19 protein-coding genes and 1 tRNA gene are annotated in these 18,167 nt (G+C 44.6%); 17 read left to right on the forward strand and 3 right to left on the reverse strand.

The features are described from left to right. The first annotated feature begins 193 nt into the window (after window positions 1–193). The 6 genes from HYV65_03515 to HYV65_03540 all read left to right on the forward strand — a co-directional run bounded on the left by HYV65_03515 (window position 194) and on the right by HYV65_03540 (window position 8,377). The gene (locus HYV65_03515; protein ID MBI2463271.1) at window positions 194–2,989 is read left to right on the forward strand and encodes a LysM peptidoglycan-binding domain-containing protein; all 2,796 of its coding nucleotides are present in this window, start codon (window positions 194–196) and stop codon (window positions 2,987–2,989) included. A 705-nt stretch (window positions 2,990–3,694) separates the two neighbouring features. Beyond that, window positions 3,695–5,089, forward strand: a complete 1,395-nt coding sequence (locus tag HYV65_03520; protein ID MBI2463272.1) for a ComEC/Rec2 family competence protein — start codon at window positions 3,695–3,697, stop codon at window positions 5,087–5,089. Window positions 5,090–5,133: 44 nt separating this feature from the next. Then, entirely contained in the window at window positions 5,134–5,979 is an 846-nt protein-coding gene (locus tag HYV65_03525) for an MBL fold metallo-hydrolase (protein MBI2463273.1), read from the forward strand. 139 nt (window positions 5,980–6,118) lie between these two features. After that, window positions 6,119–6,715 carry a nucleoside-diphosphate kinase gene (locus tag HYV65_03530; GenBank protein MBI2463274.1) on the forward strand — a complete coding sequence of 199 codons (597 nt, stop codon included), beginning with the start codon at window positions 6,119–6,121 and terminating at the stop codon, window positions 6,713–6,715. A gap of 217 nt (window positions 6,716–6,932) precedes the next feature. Next, complete coding sequence (locus HYV65_03535; protein ID MBI2463275.1) at window positions 6,933–7,394, forward strand: hypothetical protein; 462 nt, start codon at window positions 6,933–6,935, stop codon at window positions 7,392–7,394. Between the two features lie 275 nt (window positions 7,395–7,669). Then, complete coding sequence (locus HYV65_03540) at window positions 7,670–8,377, forward strand: UMP kinase (protein MBI2463276.1); 708 nt, start codon at window positions 7,670–7,672, stop codon at window positions 8,375–8,377. Window positions 8,378–8,457: 80 nt separating this feature from the next. On the opposite strand, the gene HYV65_03545 is transcribed toward HYV65_03540, so the two are convergent. Beyond that, window positions 8,458–8,703 (reverse strand): hypothetical protein, encoded by a 246-nt coding sequence (locus HYV65_03545; protein ID MBI2463277.1) that lies wholly within the window; start codon window positions 8,701–8,703, stop codon window positions 8,458–8,460. Between the two features lie 244 nt (window positions 8,704–8,947). On the opposite strand from HYV65_03545, the gene HYV65_03550 reads away from it, so the two are divergent. From HYV65_03550 to HYV65_03560, 3 genes are read left to right on the forward strand one after another with little or no spacing between them, the layout of a single operon-like run. Then, window positions 8,948–9,451 carry a hypothetical protein gene (locus tag HYV65_03550; protein ID MBI2463278.1) on the forward strand — a complete coding sequence of 168 codons (504 nt, stop codon included), beginning with the start codon at window positions 8,948–8,950 and terminating at the stop codon, window positions 9,449–9,451. 1 nt (window position 9,452) lies between these two features. Continuing rightward, complete coding sequence (locus HYV65_03555; GenBank protein MBI2463279.1) at window positions 9,453–9,908, forward strand: hypothetical protein; 456 nt, start codon at window positions 9,453–9,455, stop codon at window positions 9,906–9,908. A 25-nt stretch (window positions 9,909–9,933) separates the two neighbouring features. After that, the gene (locus HYV65_03560; GenBank protein MBI2463280.1) at window positions 9,934–10,383 is read left to right on the forward strand and encodes a hypothetical protein; all 450 of its coding nucleotides are present in this window, start codon (window positions 9,934–9,936) and stop codon (window positions 10,381–10,383) included. Window positions 10,384–10,439: 56 nt separating this feature from the next. Here the strand turns inward: HYV65_03560 and HYV65_03565 are convergent. Next, window positions 10,440–10,510: transfer RNA gene (locus HYV65_03565), tRNA-Pro, on the reverse strand. Window positions 10,511–10,974: 464 nt separating this feature from the next. After that, a complete protein-coding gene (locus HYV65_03570) occupies window positions 10,975–11,166 on the reverse strand; it encodes a hypothetical protein (GenBank protein MBI2463281.1) in 192 nt (63 codons plus the stop codon). Window positions 11,167–11,548: 382 nt separating this feature from the next. On the opposite strand from HYV65_03570, the gene HYV65_03575 reads away from it, so the two are divergent. From HYV65_03575 to tuf, 8 genes are all read left to right on the forward strand, one after another. Beyond that, window positions 11,549–11,863 (forward strand): type II toxin-antitoxin system RelE/ParE family toxin, encoded by a 315-nt coding sequence (locus HYV65_03575; GenBank protein MBI2463282.1) that lies wholly within the window; start codon window positions 11,549–11,551, stop codon window positions 11,861–11,863. 22 nt (window positions 11,864–11,885) lie between these two features. Further along, entirely contained in the window at window positions 11,886–12,170 is a 285-nt protein-coding gene (locus tag HYV65_03580; protein MBI2463283.1) for a helix-turn-helix transcriptional regulator, read from the forward strand. A gap of 1 nt (window position 12,171) precedes the next feature. After that, window positions 12,172–12,822: a site-2 protease family protein gene (locus HYV65_03585; protein ID MBI2463284.1), complete on the forward strand. Its 651-nt coding sequence runs from the start codon at window positions 12,172–12,174 to the stop codon at window positions 12,820–12,822. A 40-nt stretch (window positions 12,823–12,862) separates the two neighbouring features. After that, complete coding sequence (gene rpsL / locus HYV65_03590; protein ID MBI2463285.1) at window positions 12,863–13,291, forward strand: 30S ribosomal protein S12; 429 nt, start codon at window positions 12,863–12,865, stop codon at window positions 13,289–13,291. A gap of 122 nt (window positions 13,292–13,413) precedes the next feature. Continuing rightward, entirely contained in the window at window positions 13,414–13,878 is a 465-nt protein-coding gene (gene rpsG, locus HYV65_03595; GenBank protein MBI2463286.1) for a 30S ribosomal protein S7, read from the forward strand. Between the two features lie 138 nt (window positions 13,879–14,016). Then, the gene (fusA, locus tag HYV65_03600) at window positions 14,017–16,125 is read left to right on the forward strand and encodes an elongation factor G (protein ID MBI2463287.1); all 2,109 of its coding nucleotides are present in this window, start codon (window positions 14,017–14,019) and stop codon (window positions 16,123–16,125) included. Window positions 16,126–16,209: 84 nt separating this feature from the next. After that, window positions 16,210–16,545: a hypothetical protein gene (locus HYV65_03605; protein ID MBI2463288.1), complete on the forward strand. Its 336-nt coding sequence runs from the start codon at window positions 16,210–16,212 to the stop codon at window positions 16,543–16,545. Between the two features lie 411 nt (window positions 16,546–16,956). Further along, on the forward strand, window positions 16,957–18,150 hold the full coding sequence (tuf, locus tag HYV65_03610) for an elongation factor Tu (protein ID MBI2463289.1): 1,194 nt from the start codon (window positions 16,957–16,959) through the stop codon (window positions 18,148–18,150). The last annotated feature ends 17 nt before the right edge of the window (window positions 18,151–18,167 follow it).

An 18,167-nucleotide genomic window follows, 5' to 3' on the forward strand; every position in this document is an offset into this window, starting at 1 on the left:
AAAACTGGCATGCGGTATGTATGCCAGTTTTTTATTTGCGTGGATAAAAGCTTCCATTATTCACACCCCTTGCTCTTGCGGGGGGGGGGGGGGGCTTATAAGAATAAAATGAAAAGTACTAGGGTTTAAGGAGCTTTGTAGAGGTTAAACCTCTACAAAGCCCTACACTTAAATTAACTAAAGCATCTTCTCTATGAAAAACATAGTCATAATAGACGACAACAAAACTTTACTTGAACACAAAGAGCTTCACAGAAAAGCTCGTCTGTTTTCAGCAAGCACTCTGGCCGCTGTTATATCTTCTGTTGTGATCGTAAGCTTATTTATTAACCTTGGGCCTGGAAAAGCGGCAGGAACAAACAATATACAGGTATATACAATAAAGAAAGCTCCTGCCAGTACCACGGTGAGCACAGTAAGTTCTACGAGAAGAGCGGTTAATTTTACTACAGGCGTAGATGCTTACAAAACTGGCATGAGCGCATCAATAGTGCTTGGGCAGCCTGATTTTACTAGCAGTACGGTTAATAATGGAGGGGTTTCTGCAAACTCATTAAATTCCCCTAGTGCTGTAGAGATAGCCGATGGAAAAATGGTTGTTGCGGATTCTTCTAATAATAGAATTCTAATTTGGAATTCAGTTCCGAATAGTTCAACACCCGCCGATTTGGTTTTGGGCCAACCCAATTTCACAAGTAATACTGCAAATAATGGCGGTATCTCCGCAAGTACTCTTAATGGTCCCCAGTCAGTTATATATGTTGGCGGTAGGTTATTTATAGCGGATTCTTCTAATAATAGAATTCTAATTTGGAATTCAGTTCCGAATAGTTCAACACCCGCCGATTTGGTTTTGGGCCAACCCAATTTCACAAGTAATACTGCAAATAATGGCGGACTAAGCGCTAGTACTTTCGGTTCTATATGGGACGTAGCTTCAGATGGTACAAAATTAGCCGCGCTAGATCCGACTAATAATAGAATTCTTATATGGAACAGCTTGCCTACAGTAAATCAGCAGGCCGCAGATGTGGTTTTGGGTAATAGTATTTTTACAACGGCATTAAGTAATACAGCTTCAGCAAAGGATTTTCAATGTGCTTATACATGTAGTATAGATATTAACAACGGAAAATTATTCTTAATGGATAAAATTAACGCACGTGTTCTTATCTGGAATTCAATTTCTACTGTTAATTACACTTCTGCTGATGTTGTAATCGGCCAGCCTGATTTTACAACTGCCACCAATAATATTTTTTCAGGAACTAATGTTGTTTCCTCAAAATCGACAAGGTGGCCATCTGGAGCTTATTCTGATGGACAGAGATTATTTATTTCAGATCATCATAATCATAGGATAATGGTATTTAATTCTATGCCAACTAGTAATTATGCAGCTGCGGACATAGTAATCGGTCAGACTAGTATGGATACCAGTAATGGACTCGCTAATGGTACTTATACGGGTTCAATTACAGCTTTTAACACCAATAGTCCAAGTAAACCAGTATATTATAATGGTAACCTGATAGTGCCAGATAGCGGCAACAACCGCATCCTCATCTTCCCCTCCACTGTAGCCACCTCCGCAATCGCTAGCACTCCTTCCACCACATCCTCGTCAATAACCTACAACACCAACAGCCTCACCTCCACCAAAGCAGACTACGGACTCACAGACCAATATGGTTCAACAACATCAGAAACAGACACCTCGCCCAGAGTAATGAGCCACACAGTCTCACTATCCAGCCTCGTAGCATGCACCACCTATCATTACAGAACAAGAGCCACAGACGCCACAGCCACGGAAGATGTAAGCAGTGACAACACCTTCACCACCACGGGCTGCACCGCCTCTGCTCCAGTCACCGCAGAAACAGCTTCAGCAATCACCACAGCCGCAGGAGGCACGGTAGCTCTAACATCAAACAACACAGGCATATCACTGGCCATCCCCGCGGCATTCACAGGCACAGACGCTAATATCCAAGTAAAGAAGATAGATGCCACAACTGTCTTTAGAGCAGTAACGGCTCCATCAGGTTACAGCGGCATCAGCACATACACATACGACCTTAAAGCGCTAAGCGGCGTGGGAACCTCTGTTACAACCTTCAATAACCCTATTACAATTACAATGACATACACCGACGCTGACATTCCTCCTACTATCTCCCAGCATACCCTCAAGATACACAGATATGACGGAGTAAATTGGAACGAGCTAACCGGCTGTACCGTAAACAGTTTGGCTAAAACAGTCACCTGCACCACCACAAGCTTTTCTACCTTCGCCCTCTTTGGCTCTACTTCTTCATCATCCCTAAGTTCATGTTCCAACATTCAGCCAGGCTCTATTCTACCTCAAATTACCAAAGCAGAGGCTCAATCAACCACCTCCATCCTTCTTACCATCCAAGATGGCAGTGACCCCATCTCTAATTACTACCTGCAATACGGCACATCGCCAAATTCTTACTCTCAAGGATTATTCAACATAGGCGCTAAAGGAGTAGGCACATATATCGTTTCTTCTCTTACCCCCAACACCACCTATTACTTTGTCATTGCTTCAGCTAATGACTGTGTTACCGGCGCTTGGTCAAAGGAAGTATCGGCAACTACGACCTTGGCTGTTATTAAACCAGAGTCACCCGTGGAGACTCCGAGCGTAGCCCCATCAACTACACCGATCGAGTCTCCGCCGGCGCAGACTGTTCCAACGCAAACAGAAGTCCCGTCTGTGCAGACAGAGGAAACTGCGGAGAAGGAGGTGCCGAGCGCGCCATCTGTTTCAATTAATACTTGCCAATCCTATATTGTTAAGGTAGGTGATTCTCTCTGGTCATTAGCAGCTCGCTTTCTCGGCAGCGGTCTTGAATACAAAACACTAGCAAAACAAAACGTCTCGTCACATCGCTCGCTTAAAAAGAATTATGATATTATATGGATTGGATGGAGGCTGAAGATAGGATGCGAGTGAGCTTGAGAAGAAGTCCTTGAGAAGAAGCCTAGCTTCCACGAGCGCGTGGAAGCTAGGCTTCAAGGAGACTTCGGAGATTGGTGGAAATTGAAATAAAGTTGCGCAAATAAAAAACAAATCCACGTTACGCGGATTTGTTTTTTATTTGCGTGGATAACTAAAATAAAATTAATAATTTTATTTTTGTAGTTATCCACATGTTTATGATTTGCATTATGTTATATAATATAAATGTACATTGAGTAAAAATTATTTTGTATGAAGTTCCCTTCGACTCGCGATGCAAAAATGTATGGATTATAAAAATATAATTCAATGCTTAGCATGAGCGAGGGGACGGTTGATTTCATACACTCTGTATTTTCCATCCGAGGCGTTTGCCGCCTCTAGCGAAAAAAGTTTAATTTACATACAAAAATATGGCAACACGACGAGCAGCAAAAAAGACTGCAACAAAGCGCAGGGTAGCAAAGCGAGCGCCTGCAAAAAAGCGAGTGGCACGACGACGAGCGCGCAGATAATAATGTTGTGAGTTCTTTTAGTAAATAAACATCGTCCCGCCTTGGCGGGACGATGTTTATTTACACGCGTTATGCTTTGCTACAATGAAAACTGGTATTTAGTGTTTTAGAAATAGAGATAATTAAATTAAACCAGCAGTTGCAGAAATACTATATACTATATTAAATATTAGTTATGAATGCTATGCATTTTTTAAATCACCAATTATTCTCTCGCATAATTTTGTTTGCCTGTATCGGCTTACTTGTTGTACTCGCGTATATTTCTTTTTTTGGAGAATTGGGCGCTTACACGCTAAAGACTGGAAGCGCGGAGATTCAGGGTGATGTTGTAGATTTTCCGATAACTAAATCGGGAAGCACGCGCGTTACTTTGAATCTTTCGAGCGGTGATAAGGTATTGATATTTTTACCGCTGGCCACAATGGTGCATTTCGGCGACCGCATTGTCGTTAAGGGGAAGATTCAGAATGCTGACAGCGTGCAGCCGTCTGATTATGCAAGTTATTTGCGCGGGAAAAACATTAACGCGGTGATGTATGGCGCGTCGCTTGTAAACATAACAAAAGGGAGTTCGCAAAATCTTTTTATTATTCTCGCGCAACTGCGCGAGTACGCGCAAAACACTATAATGTATTTTCTTCACGGGTCTGTGGGCGAAGTTGTTTCTGCGATGGCAATAGGAACAAATATGTCGTCTGCAATCAACCAATTATTCGCGCGCGCTGGCATTCTTCATATAGTCGCCATTTCTGGAATGAATATTGTTATGATAATGGAAGCGTTGCTTGTATTCTTTTTGCTTTGCGGCATGCGCAGGCAAACCGGGATCATTGCTTCCCTCGCAGTTATTTTTGCCTTTATATTTTTAGCAGGTTTTAGTTCTTCCGTAGTGCGCGCGGGAGTAATGGGAAGTATGCTGTACGTCGCTCAGCTTTTTGGCAGGCCCGTTTCATCTTTGCGTTTGTTGCTTTACGCGGCAGTTACAATGCTGGTATGGAATCCGTTTTTACTTGCGGGGGACGTCGGTTTCCAGCTTTCGTTTGCCGCAATGGCAGGAATCATTATTCTGGCGCCTTTTGTTAACGATGAACTGCGGCGGCTCTTTGAGAGGAGGGTGAGAGACATTGATTCGTATACCAAAAAACCAAATTGGCTTGCATATCTATGGCAGGGCGCGCGAGGCATTATTGCGATGTCGCTTGCCGCAACACTTTTTACAATGCCTATTAGTATTTATCATTTCGGTCTTTTTTCTGTGATAGGCCTCGCGCTTAACATTATCGCCGTTCCTTTATTGCCGATAATTTTAATTCTCGTATTTTTTATGATTATTCTAGGTTCAGTTCACGCGTTTTTGGGGATGATTGTTTCGTGGCCGGTTTGGCTCATAGTATCTTTATTGTACGGCGTTGCATCGTTTGCAGGATCGTTGCCGCTTGCGACCATCTCACTGCCAGCAAAATCTTTATTCTTTTTTGTTGTAGGATACTTTTTTGTAGGTTTTGTAATTTTTGTCGCATCGCGCAAAGGATATCATCCACTGCGCGCGTCATCAACATATTTTTATTTTGATTAACAAGTTACTAGGGAGTCCCGGCTTCCCTAGTTAATATCACATGTATGCTTAATGCGATTTTTAATTATCGGTCAGCAATGGGGGTCTGCGTTGGGGTGGCGGCGTTATTTACTATCCTGCTATACCAAGAAGCACAGTCGCGTTCGCTATCTATATCTTTTTTGGACATTGGGCAGGGCGATTCGGCGCTGATTGTTACTCCCTCGGGCCGTACTATGCTTGTTGACACTGGACCAGACGGAGCATCGGTCAGTGAGGGCATCGCGCGGCATATGCCATTTTACGCGCGTACCATTGATCTCATTGTCCTTACGCACCCGGATAAAGATCATATCGGTGGAACACTAGCGGTGTTGAAAGAATATGATGTGCGCGGAATAATCATGCCGTACGCGGGAAAAGACATACCTGTTTTTCAAGAGATACTTAATACTGCTAAAGCGCGCAATATTCCAATTCTTTTTGCGCGTTGGCACGAGCGTATAAATCTTGATAGTGAAGTTTCGTTGCGCGTGTTGTGGCCGCCGGAGGGAGCGGAAAATATTTTTAGCGCATCCAACGATATGTCGCTCGTGATGAAACTGACTTATAAAGACGATTCATTTATGTTAACTGGGGATATGGAAGCTCGTGGTGAGCACGTTCTCTCTGTATTTGGAGTAGATCTTGCAAGTGATGTGTTGAAAGTTGGGCATCACGGCAGTAGCGGTTCGACAAGCGAGGACTTTTTGCAAAAAGTTTCACCTAAAATTGCGGTAATTTCAGCGGGAGTTAATAACAGATATGGACATCCGACCGCCGAGGTGCTTCGGCGGTTATCCAGCATAAAGACTTTACGAACTGACAAAAATGGTGATATAACACTTGTAAGTCAAGGTAATAGCTTTTAAAATTTAAGGACTTTCGCGTTCGGCGCATTTCGTTGTTGCGGCCTCCGTTCCTCGACAACGTATTTCTATATACGTTTTACTCCGGTACTCGTCCGCGCCTAGAAATGCACTCAAACGCAAAAATCCTTTACTTCTAAATATGGAACAAAAACATCCAGCCGAAGAAACAACAGTATTATTGGTTAAGCCAGATGGAGTAAAGCGTGGCTTGGTCGGTGAGGTTGTAAAGCGTATTGAAATGCGAGGGTTAAAAATTATTGCGCTTAAAATGATTGCCGTGTCTCGTGAGCACGCGCGGAATCATTATCCTAACACTGACGAATGGATGCGTGGAATGGGAGAAAAAACTCTTTCCAATTACAATCAATATGGGAAGGATTCAATTCAAGAAATAGGCACAGCAGATCCATTGGAAATAGGCAAAATGGTGGCAGAATGGAATGTGGATTTTCTCACGTCAGGCCCTGTTGTCGCAATGTTAATAAAAGGAATACATGCTGTTGATATGGTGCGTAAAATTGTAGGCAAAACTATTCCATCGCAAGCGGAAATGGGAACGATTCGCGGCGATTATTCCGTGGATTCGCCAACCATGGCAAACTTTGCAAAACGCGCAATTCATAACGTGGTGCACGCGTCAGGCGACCCATCTGAAGCGGCGCACGAACTTGAGCATTGGTTTACCGCAGAAGAAATTCACGACTATAAGAGAGCAGAGGAAGATATTATGTTTTAAGGCTTGTGAGTTTTGCAAAACAAAACTGTCTTTGTAACCGCAAGGGCAGTTTCGTTGTAACTGCTCACCGAACCTAAAAAAACCTAGTCATTGCGGATAAACTACTCGTAATTACGTGCATTATATGTGGGTTAGTGAGCAGATATGTTTTGTTGACAAAAAATATCATGGATTGTACTATGCGCACAGTTATTTTAGAAGGAGGCGTATTGTGGTTGTGGTACACGATATCAAGACGGTGAAGGTACATCTTCCCGTCGGTGGTCTTACGTTTTCGGTTTCTGGCATGAGGGATTCAGGCGAACTACAGGGTCCCCCTCACTTGTTATTTGCATTTGCTGTTCAAATGATTCGACAGCTTCTGCTGACTTTGTCAGAACAGGAGCTTGAAGGATTGCGATATCCTATAACAGATCTTGCAGTTCAACTGGTGCCTCATATTATGTCAAAAGATTCAGCTAACCAGGAGAGTCTAGGCAATAGAGGAGTAGAATTGGGGAAATTTGTTAGTGCGACAGAGCCGGTGATTGAAATTATTAAATTGTTGTTGCGGATCCAAAAAGAACATGATGCTGACCACAGGGCGGTCTGGGAAAAGGAACAGCGTCGTTCGATTATAGATTCTCTTCAAAATAGGCTTCCTGAAGCAAGGGCAAGGTTGCATAATAGCGTCTCATAGCAACAGGCGCCCCGTACTAGTCTGTAGAAGACTGTAGCGGGGCGCTTTTCTTTTTTCTGCGCCATGCTATACTCGTTCCAGAGGCACTGTTCTTAATTTGAATTCGGCTCAAACTGTTTTTTAAAGAGGGAGCTTTATATTTTCCGGCGCTGTGGCGTCGGATTGCGAGCGCCAAACTTAGAATCAACCGAATTCTGATATAGAACATCCTCTGACAAGGCTTCGTCTTCATGGCGTAGCCTTGTTTATAGGAAAATAATCTCTTTATAATCAGAATGCCAAGACAAACAAAAAAAGAAACAATCGTCATAGCCCTCGGAGGGTCTATTATCGTTTCGCAAAAAATACAGTCACAATTTCTTAAACGTTTCCGAGACATGATACTCCCATTATTTGGGGAGTATCGTTTTATAATTGTCGCGGGCGGAGGGACAACAGCGCGCAACTATCAGCAGGCGGCTTCGCAGGTTGTGGCAGTCAGCGACGAAGACAAAGATTGGATTGGCATTCACTCTACTCGTTTGAATGGACATTTGCTGCGCACCATATTTGTCGGCGAAGCGTATCCCGCGGTAATCGATAACCCACTGAAGCCAATTACAAAAAGTGATTTGGACAAATACGCGCTTTTCATTGCGGCTGGTTGGAGACCGGGATGGTCGACCGACTATGTCGCCGCGCGCCTTGCTGACCGTTTTCGCGCATCCAAAATGATTATCGCGACTAAGATTCCTTACGTGTATGACGCCGATATTACAATCCATAAAGATGCCAAACCATTCCCAGATATTACATGGGCTCATTACCGTACTTTAGTTGGTGATAAATGGATGCCAGGCATGAAAGCGCCCGTGGACCCAGTCGCCAGCCGCTACGCGCAAGAAAAAAATATGGATATGGTTGTGGCGCGAGGAACGGATTTAGCGAATTTGAGAAATATTATTCTGGGGAAGAAATTTAAAGGGACGATAGTGCACTCGTAGGATATATACGGCGGTCGTGAAATCAAATATGTAGAGAATAGAAGAGGCCCCATCATTATGATGGGGCCTTTGAAATTAGGTTAACCGTTCCAGGCATGGCCGAGATAAGCGAGAACCATGCCCAGGCCGACGAGACCAGGAGTCATGACGTAGAAGTTGCCGAACCAGGCAACTACAGGAGGATACTCGAAGTGTCCGCCGTCGTAGCCGAACACATCAAGCAGAGCGTTCATAACACGAGGCAGCATCGCTAGGCCGAAAGCCAGAGCAAGAGCTACCCCAACGAGAGCAAGAGGAGCAGAGAGAGCAGAGAACAGGAAATCCATTTCTTTTTCCTCCCTTTCGAGGCTACTAAAAAAAGAACAACGACATTGGTTATTATCTCCTCGTGCAGTCGTAGGGTCAACTGTGGATAACTTCGGGCGCTATTATGGCTTGTACAAGCCATAATAGCGCCCATCACGCCGAAGCTCCGCTTAGCGGAGCGAGGGATGATGTATTGATTAGTGTTGTGCATAACTATTAAACTGATATAATTATAAGCGATTTGACTTTTAATTTTTGATTTATATGGACTGGTACGCAATTCTTGTCGTGGGGCATATCATTGGCGTTGTGCTCGGCGTGGGCGGCGAAACATTTGCCGAGATTTTTCATTTGCGCGCAATGCGAGACGGTCAGATTGATGCGGTCGAGGGAGATTTTTTAAAAACGACCTATCGCATTCTGCGAGCAGGGCTTCTCCTGCTCGTCTTATCCGGTTTTGGATTCTTGTTGTATTATCGGCTTACCGGCCAATCTGAACTTATATACCAAGCGCATTTTTTGGCTAAATTGACTATTGTCGGCATACTCTTGGCTAACGCCGTGATGATGCAGGCAAGAAAAATGCCGCTTTGGCTTGGCAGCGCCATTTCACTCACATCGTGGTACGGAGCGCTTATTATTGGCGCGTGGGGAAGTGGCATTGGAACTTCGTATTTTACTATTATGGGGATGTATATTATTGCGATAGGCGCGGTGGCGGTGGCGATGAGCTTCGTAAGAGAATTTTTAGGCGTTAAGTTGCCATAATATGTCATTATTCTTTAAATTCGCGTTGATTGACCATGTGTTGTATGGATTGCTGGCAATAGCGTGTTTTTACGTTGCGTGGCTGTGGGTTTTAAAACAAAAACCGCCAGTGTCATCTCTGCGCAAAGTAACTTTCGCGGGGTTTATTCTTTTTGTTTTGTCGTGGCTGGCGGGGGGAGATTATTATCTTCATTACTACGGGCAGTTCGTTAAACCAGTTATTAAAGCCGGCCAGTATAGCTGGGCGCATACCGTGGGTATGGAAACTAAAGAACACATATTCCTTTTTTTGCCGTTTCTTGCGTTAAGCGTGTTTGCAACGATTTGGTTTGCGGGAGAAAGACTTGAAACCAACCCTGCGCTGAAACGCGCGCTAACTTATGTTACTGGTCTTGTGATGGTGCTAGGTACAGCCATTGCAGTTATCGGGATGATTATTTCCGGCGCAGTTAGGTAACGCAAATAGCAATGAACAGCGAACAATGAACAACACAAACTTAAATCCTAAATCAAACCAGCTTTACGCGGTGCTTGTTAGCGCGGTAGGCGCGGTCGTGTTTACGACTTTTGTTATAGTTGCCTCGTATTTATGGCCCTCAGTGCAATCATGGCTCGCTAAAATATTCTCGCATCACTGGATAGGAAAGAGCGTTCTTGCAACAGGATTTTTCTTTGTTAGTCTTGCTATAAACATGGTAGTTATGAAAATGCGCCCGCAGGCAGATTCGGCCCCCTCGACTACTTCGACTGGTTCGACCCCTTCGATAAACTCCCCGCAATTTTATTCGGGGCAGGCAGGGCAAGCAAGCTCACTGCAGGCAACCGACGAGAAAATTGTAAGAATGCTTTGGAAATTGTTTTGGTTTTCGCTTGTCGGCACAGCGCTTATTTTTGGACTAAACACGTACGAAACATTTTTGGCGGGGAAGTGATAAATAAAAACAGCAAAGTAAAAAGTCCGGTCGTGGCCGGACTTTTTACTTTGCTGTCGGGGTGCCGAGAATCGAACTCGGACTACAACCACCCCATGGTCGCGTACTACCACTATACTACACCCCGCATTCCGACATTAAAAAGAAATAACTCCAATGTACCGTCATGCCAGCAACAGTATATTTCTCGCTATAGCCAAGGTGCGCTGGGAATTTTTTAACGGAAAGCGCCTCGCCTTGCGAGAGGCTTTCCTAAAATTCCCGACTAAAGCAAAGCAGTTTGCTTTAGTCCTCAATCAAAAAATTGACGCTGTCATGACTACCCCGGGTTCTTTTGAACCCGTCACCAAGCTCCAAGTATTCGCTTGGTGACCCCCAGCCTCGCGTACTGCCACTATAAATGGCAACGAGGAAGAAATGAAAATGGCAGAGAGAAAATAATCATTTTATTTTCTTGAAGACAATTTCATTTCGACCGAGTGAACCATTTATATCCGCAGATATACTACGCCCCGCCTTCGCTCCGCCAAACGGAGCTACGGCGGGCACAGCCCGCTCTATACACGCTTTTCGTCTCGTACTAAATACTAGTTATTTCGCTACTAGCGCTGTTTTTTTCATGCACTGCGTGCATGCCTTAACACGCTTCCCTGTGGAAAGTTTTATCCATTGCAGATTGGGATACTTCCTTTTCTTGGCCGTAAAGTTATAATGACCACGCAGGAGTTTTCGTTTTCCTTCAAGGTGTGATCCTTTTCCGCACACCGTGCATGTTTTTGCCATAGTTCAAGATTTATCTATAATAGGGGTACTATATGTCAATTTTACGTTTTGTGCAAGACGGACTGAATTTTCAATGATCAATTTACAATTTTCAACGTATAGTTGCGTGGCAACCACGTTGCTTTACGCAATCAATGACCTAAGGCTCTAATTTTCTCCGCCTGAGACGCCTGCCCGCCTCTGGCGGGGATCAGCCTTAGCGTAAAATTACATTTTGTTGTAATTTTTGTTAAACGTAGAAATACATTTTTTTGTATTTCTTGCTCCGGCTGAAAACACACGATGAGTCATTGTAAAATTGAAAATTCATTGCGTAGAGCAACGTGGTTGCCACGCAACTCTACGTTGTAAATTAAAAATTGGTGCTTGAACATTTTAAATTATGGATGTAACTTTCTTTAATTCAAGCATAGAAGAATTTTTATCATCTATAAATACAGATTCTTCTGCTAAATCTTACAGGCAAATAAAGCTACTTAGAACATTCGGCGATAAGTTGCGGATGCCATACTCCAGACAAATCTCAACCAATCTATATGAGTTACGCGTACATGCTCGCCAAGAAGTTAGGTTGTTGTATTGCTTTTATAAGCAAAAGGCGGTTATATTACATGTTTTCATAAAAAAATCTCAGAAAACTCCTAAAAAAGAGATTAGTATTGCGCAGGGCAGAATTTCTGCGTTGACGACCTTATAACATATATGTTATACAAAACTATATGGAAAAATTTCAACCTGTATCATTTGATAAATCTTTAGCCAAAGCCCTTAAAGATCCTAAATTCAAAAAGGCATACGATGCCATGGATTTAGAGTTTAGTATTATTGAACAGGTTATTAGAAGGCGATTAGAGAAAGGAATGAGCCAGAAACAGTTGGCAAATAAAATTGGCACTAAGCAATCTGCAATTTCCAGGCTTGAGGGCGGTAGCGCTAATCCGTCTGTAGCTTTTTTAGAAAAAGTATCTAAAGCTCTGGGCGGAAAATTGCGTATTTCAATTTAATATGGAAATCATTCTCTTTCTCGTCATTCTCATTTTTTCTGTTGTTGTGCACGAAGTTTCGCACGGCCTCGCGGCTAACGCTCTTGGCGACCCTACGGCTCGCATGATGGGGCGGTTGACATTAAACCCTATCGTGCACATTGACCCAATAGGTTCTATAATAGTGCCTTTGATGTTGGTAATATCGGCACAACTTGGCGCGCCCTTGATGTTGTTTGGCTGGGCAAAGCCGGTGCCATATAATCCTTACAATCTTTCAAATCAGCAGTGGGGGCCTGCGATGGTGGGGCTAGCGGGCCCTGCGGCTAACTTTGCCATTGCAATAGTGTTTGGCATCGCGTTGCGTTTTCTACCATTATCATCCCTGGGGCAAGGAACTCCACTTGATGCTGTAAGTGTTGTATTTAGCGTTATTGTGTACCTCAATCTTGTTCTTGGGGTTTTTAACCTTATGCCAATTCCGCCGCTGGATGGCTCCAAGCTATTATTCGCAATTCCGGGATTGCCTTGGCAGGCAAAAATATTCATGGAGCGTTACGGGCTTATACTCGTTGTCATGTTTATCGTTCTAGGATTTTCAGCGGCAATTTTTCCGATTGTCTCGTTTCTTTTTCAGATAATCACAGGTCATCCAATAAATTTGTTTTTCTAACGGGGTTGACAATCAACGCTATTTCGCATAAATTGGCTCTATGCCCACAATACATCAGCTTGTAAAGCGATCTCGTAAAAATCCTAAGAAGAAAAATAAAACGCCGGCGCTCCGACGTAATTTTAATGTACTGAAAAATCGTCCATCATTAAGTTTTTCTCCATTTAAGAGGGGCGTATGCACGAGCGTAAGAACAGTCACTCCAAAGAAGCCGAACTCCGCTTTGCGTAAAGTGGCGCGCGTGCGCCTGACTAACGGCATGGAAGTTACAGCCTACATCCCGGGCGAAGGTCACAACCTACAAGAACACTCAATTGTTATGATTCGAGGCGGCCGCGTGAAGGACTTGCCGGGTGTGCGTTATCACATTGTCCGTGGAGTGCTGGACGCTTCAGGAGTTGAAGGCCGAAAGAACAGCCGATCTATGTATGGAACTAAGAAAAACGCAGCAGTTAAAGGTAAAAAATAAATTTAAAATGCAAATCTCAAACCTCAAAATGACAATTAAAAATGAAAAATTTACGTCGTTAGTTAGTTTTACATTTTACACTGTAATTTTGAGATTTGAATTTTAATTTTTGAGATTGAAATATGCGTAAGTCAAATATTGCAAAGCGCGTTGCTTCACCCGATCCAAAATTCAACAACCCCACCATTGGTAAGTTTATAAACTATATAATGGTGGAAGGCAAGAAGTCTGTTGCCCGACGCGTGGTGTACGGCGCGTTTGATATTATTGCGGAAAAAACAAAAAAAGATCCGATTGAGATTTTTGACGAAGCGTTGAAAAACGCAGCTCCTTTGATGGAGCTCAAGTCCCGCCGCGTTGGTGGCGCTAACTACCAAGTGCCTTTGCAGGTGCGCGGAGAACGCCGTTCTATTATCGCTATGAAGTGGATTATTAACGCCGCGCAGGCCAAGAAAGGCGCCCCGATGGCAAAGAAACTTTCTGATGAACTAATGGCTGCGGCGCGTAACGAAGGCGCCGCGATTAAGAAGAAAGAAGATACCCACCGCATGGCACAAGCTAATCGCGCATTTTCACATTTTGCTTAAGCGAAACCTGAGAAAGCAATGCCAAAGTCCAAATTATAAAGACCAAATCAATGTCAAAATCCAAAATCCAAAGTTTTGACATTAGGGCATTTGGACTTTATTTGTAATTTGACATTTGGACTTTGAATTATTTTTTTTATGCCTCGTCTCTATACTCTTGAAAAAACACGAAATATCGGCATTATCGCACACATTGACGCGGGTAAAACTACAGTTACCGAGCGTATTTTATTTTACACTGGTATTTCCCATAAAATAGGCGAGGTGCACGAGGGCGCCGCGATTATGGACTGGATGGAGCAGGAGCGAGAGCGCGGCATTACTATTACTTCCGCGGCCACGACTTGTTTTTGGATTCCGACAGAGTTTCCTCGCGACGATAAAAGCCATGAAAATCGTTTTAATATTATAGATACTCCAGGGCACGTGGATTTTACCGTAGAAGTAGAGCGCTCTATGCGCGTGCTGGACGGCGGCGTGGTGGTGTTTGACGGGGTTGCTGGCGTTGAGCCACAATCAGAAACAGTATGGCGACAGGCGGACAAATACCGCGTGCCACGCATTTGTTTTATAAATAAACTTGACCGCATGGGCGCTAGTTTTGATCGCAGCCTTCAGTCTATCAAAAATCGTCTCACCACAAACGCGGTGGCAATCCAAATTCCAGTAGGTGAAGAAAGCAATTTTAATGGCGTTATTGACTTACTGACGCAAAAACACGTCCGTTTTGAGGGCGAGCACGGCGAGCGCATAATTCATGAAGAAATCCCAGCGAACTTAAAAGAAAAAGCAGATGCGATGCGCGCCGTGATGATGGAAAGGATTGTAGAACAAGACGACAGTTTGATGGAGCGATATCTAAACGGAGGTGAAATCAGCGTGGACGAGCTTCGCGCGGTGTTGCGCAAAGCAACAATTGCAAATGATCTAGTGCCTGTTTTGTGCGGAAGCGCGCTGAAAAATCAGGGCGTACAGCTCATGCTCGATGGTGTAGTTTACTATTTACCAAATCCGACAGAAACCCACGAGATTAAAGGGGAAGACCCTAAGACTGGAGAAGAAGTTCGCCGGAATATAGCGGATACCGATCCGTTTACTTCTCTTGCTTTCAAAATCGCAAACGACCCCTTTGTGGGCCAGTTGGTGTACTTTCGTGTTTACGCCGGAGTGCTTATGAAGGGTTCGTATGTGTTGAACGCCAGCACCGGCAATAAGGAGCGCATTGGTCGCATCGTGCGTATGCATGCAAATCAGCGAGAAGAGGTGGACGAGGTATATGCGGGGGATATCGCGGCGGCAGTTGGACTGAAGGGTACAACTACCGGTAACACGCTTTGTGATCCCGACCATCCGATTCTTCTTGAAAATATTGTATTCCCAGAGCCAGTTATTTCCGTGCGCATTGAACCGAAGACTCGCGCCGACCAAGAGAAGATGGGTATCGCGCTTCATCGCCTCACGGAGGAAGACCCGACCTTCCGAGTCAGAACCGACGAAGAAACTGCCGAGGTTATTATCTCCGGCATGGGCGAGCTTCACCTTGAGATTATCGTTGATCGCATGATGCGCGAGTTTGGCGTGCAGGCAAATATCGGCAGGCCGCAAGTTGCGTATCGCGAAACTATTAAAAATACAGCAGAGGCAGAAGGAAAATATATTCGCCAAACCGGCGGTCGCGGACAATACGGCCATGTGTGGCTTCGCGTGGAGCCGATGGAGCAGGGAGCAGGCTACGAATTTATTAATGCTATTAAGGGAGGTATTATTCCCCAAGAATATATTCCTGCGGTTGGAAAGGGCGTGAAGGAAGCGATGGATCGCGGCGTGCTGGCAGGGTTTCCCATGGTTGACGTTAAGGTTACGCTTTATGACGGATCTTACCATGACGTTGACTCTTCTGAAGCGGCCTTTAAGATTGCGGGTTCTATCGCATTTCAAGAGGCAACGCGCAGCGCAAAGATTGTTCTCCTTGAGCCGATTATGAAAGTTGAAACTATTACGCCGGACGATCACCTCGGGGATGTTACGGGCGATTTGAGTTCTAAGCGCGCGCAAATTGAAGAAATGGGCGAGCGAGGAATCTTGAAGACCGTACACGCTCTCGTGCCACTTGCGGAAATGTTTGGCTACGCAACACAATTGAGGTCAATGACACAAGGTCGAGGAAGCTACAGCATGGAGTTTAGCCACTACGCGGAGGTGCCGAATAATATCGCGATGGGGATTGTGGAAGGGAGGAAGAAGTAAATTCTGTCTACCGACAACAGCTTACCGACGACCGTCTCGTGACGGTTAGCGGTCAGCGGTTGACGGTAGTCAACTTTATTAAATATGTGGGAATCACTCAAAAAGTTTATACATAGCAATCATGATCGTATAGTCGTTGTTGAGGATAACGAGCCGCGGTACGTGATAATGCCAATTGCAGAATACACGGCTTTGATAGAGAGGGGGCGGCAGGCGGATTCGACCCCTTCAATAAACTCCCCTCAATCTAATTCGGGGCAGGCACCGCAGGCAGACTCAACCGAGGCGCTGCAAAAGGTGAACAATGCGCTTCAAGAGGCACACGAGTCGGAGTCACTGATATCTCCTCCGATTGTGCCTCAAAAAGAGCCAGAGGACAGGCGTAGATCGGGGATTAGTATAGAAGACCTGCCTATTTAATGTCAAAGTCCAAATTACAAATGACAAAAGAATGTCAAAATCTAAAAATTCAAAATTGTTAACTTTGACTAAATGCCCTAATTTTCTCCGCCTGAGACGCCTGCCCGCCTCTGGCGGGGATCAGCCTTTGGCTGAGACATTTGGACTTTGAAATTTGAGCTTTAAATTGCATCTATTGACGTAATCATAAATATAAGTAAAATACATCTTGTGTCCTTAACTTACCTTTTTGCTCAGTAGACACTGACGCGAAAAGCTAGGGCTTACGCGTTTGGATGAGATGCTAGGCGCGGACGAGCAGCCGACCGAGACGTACTAAAGTACGTTGAGGAAGGAAGCGCAGTCCGCAACAACGCAGATCGCCAAACGCGTAAGCCCTATAAGCAATAAACTAACTAATAAATAAAATATATGGCAGAAAAATATCAGCGCACAAAACCTCATATAAACGTAGGCACAATCGGTCACGTTGACCACGGCAAGACTACACTAACAGCCGCGATTTTGAAGTACGCGCAGCTTAAAGGATGGACAGCATCCAAGAAAGGAATTAATGAAATTGACTCCGCGCCGGAGGAGCGCGCTCGTGGGATTACGATTGCATTGGCTCACGTTGAGTACGAGACATCTAATCGTCATTACGCGCACATTGACGCTCCAGGACACGCGGATTACATTAAGAATATGATTACCGGCGCCGCGCAGATGGACGGCGCAATTTTGGTGGTATCAGCAGCAGACGGTCCAATGCCCCAGACTCGTGAGCACATACTTTTAGCTCGACAGGTAGGCGTGCCAAATATCATCGTATTCTTAAACAAAGTAGACCAGGTAGATGATCCAGAGCTTATAGAGCTTGTAGAAACAGAAATTCGTGAGCTTTTGAATAAATACGAATATGATGGCGAAAAAACTCCTATCATCAAGGGTTCAGCGCTCAATGCTTTGAGCGCGGCATCCGCAGATGACGCGGCGGCGTTGCCAATCGGCGAATTGCTCACTACAATGGACGAATACTTCCCACTGCCTGTACGCGAAACGGAAAAGCCGTTTCTAATGCCAGTTGAAGACATTTTTTCCATTGAAGGCCGCGGTACTGTTGTTACTGGTAAAATTGAGCGCGGTAAAATCAACATCAATCAGGAAGTTGAAATCGTCGGCATTCGCCCAACGTCAAAGACAGTTGTCACTGGTATTGAAATGTTCAACAAACAACTCGATGAGGGTCTAGCTGGCGATAATGTTGGTTTGCTTTTGCGCGGTTTGAAGAAAGAAGACGTAGAACGCGGGCAGGTTATTGCCGCAACCGGCACAATCACACCGCATACGGAATTCACAGCACAAGTATATATTCTCTCAAAAGAAGAAGGTGGCCGCCACACTCCGTTTTTCACTGGATACAAGCCGCAATTTTATTTCCGCACAACTGATGTTACCGGCGATGTAACCTTACCTGAAGGCACCGAAATGGTTATGCCTGGCGATACCGTGTCGTTGAATGTTAAATTGGTTTCTCCTATAGGCATGGAGGAACAACAGCGATTTGCTATTCGTGAGGGAGGCCGCACAGTCGGCGCGGGTGCCGTAACAAAGATTTCCGCCTAAGTGTTAAATTACATTTT

Source organism: Candidatus Spechtbacteria bacterium (assembly GCA_016188605.1).
Taxonomy (GTDB): Bacteria; Patescibacteriota; Minisyncoccia; order Spechtbacterales; family JACPHP01; genus JACPHP01.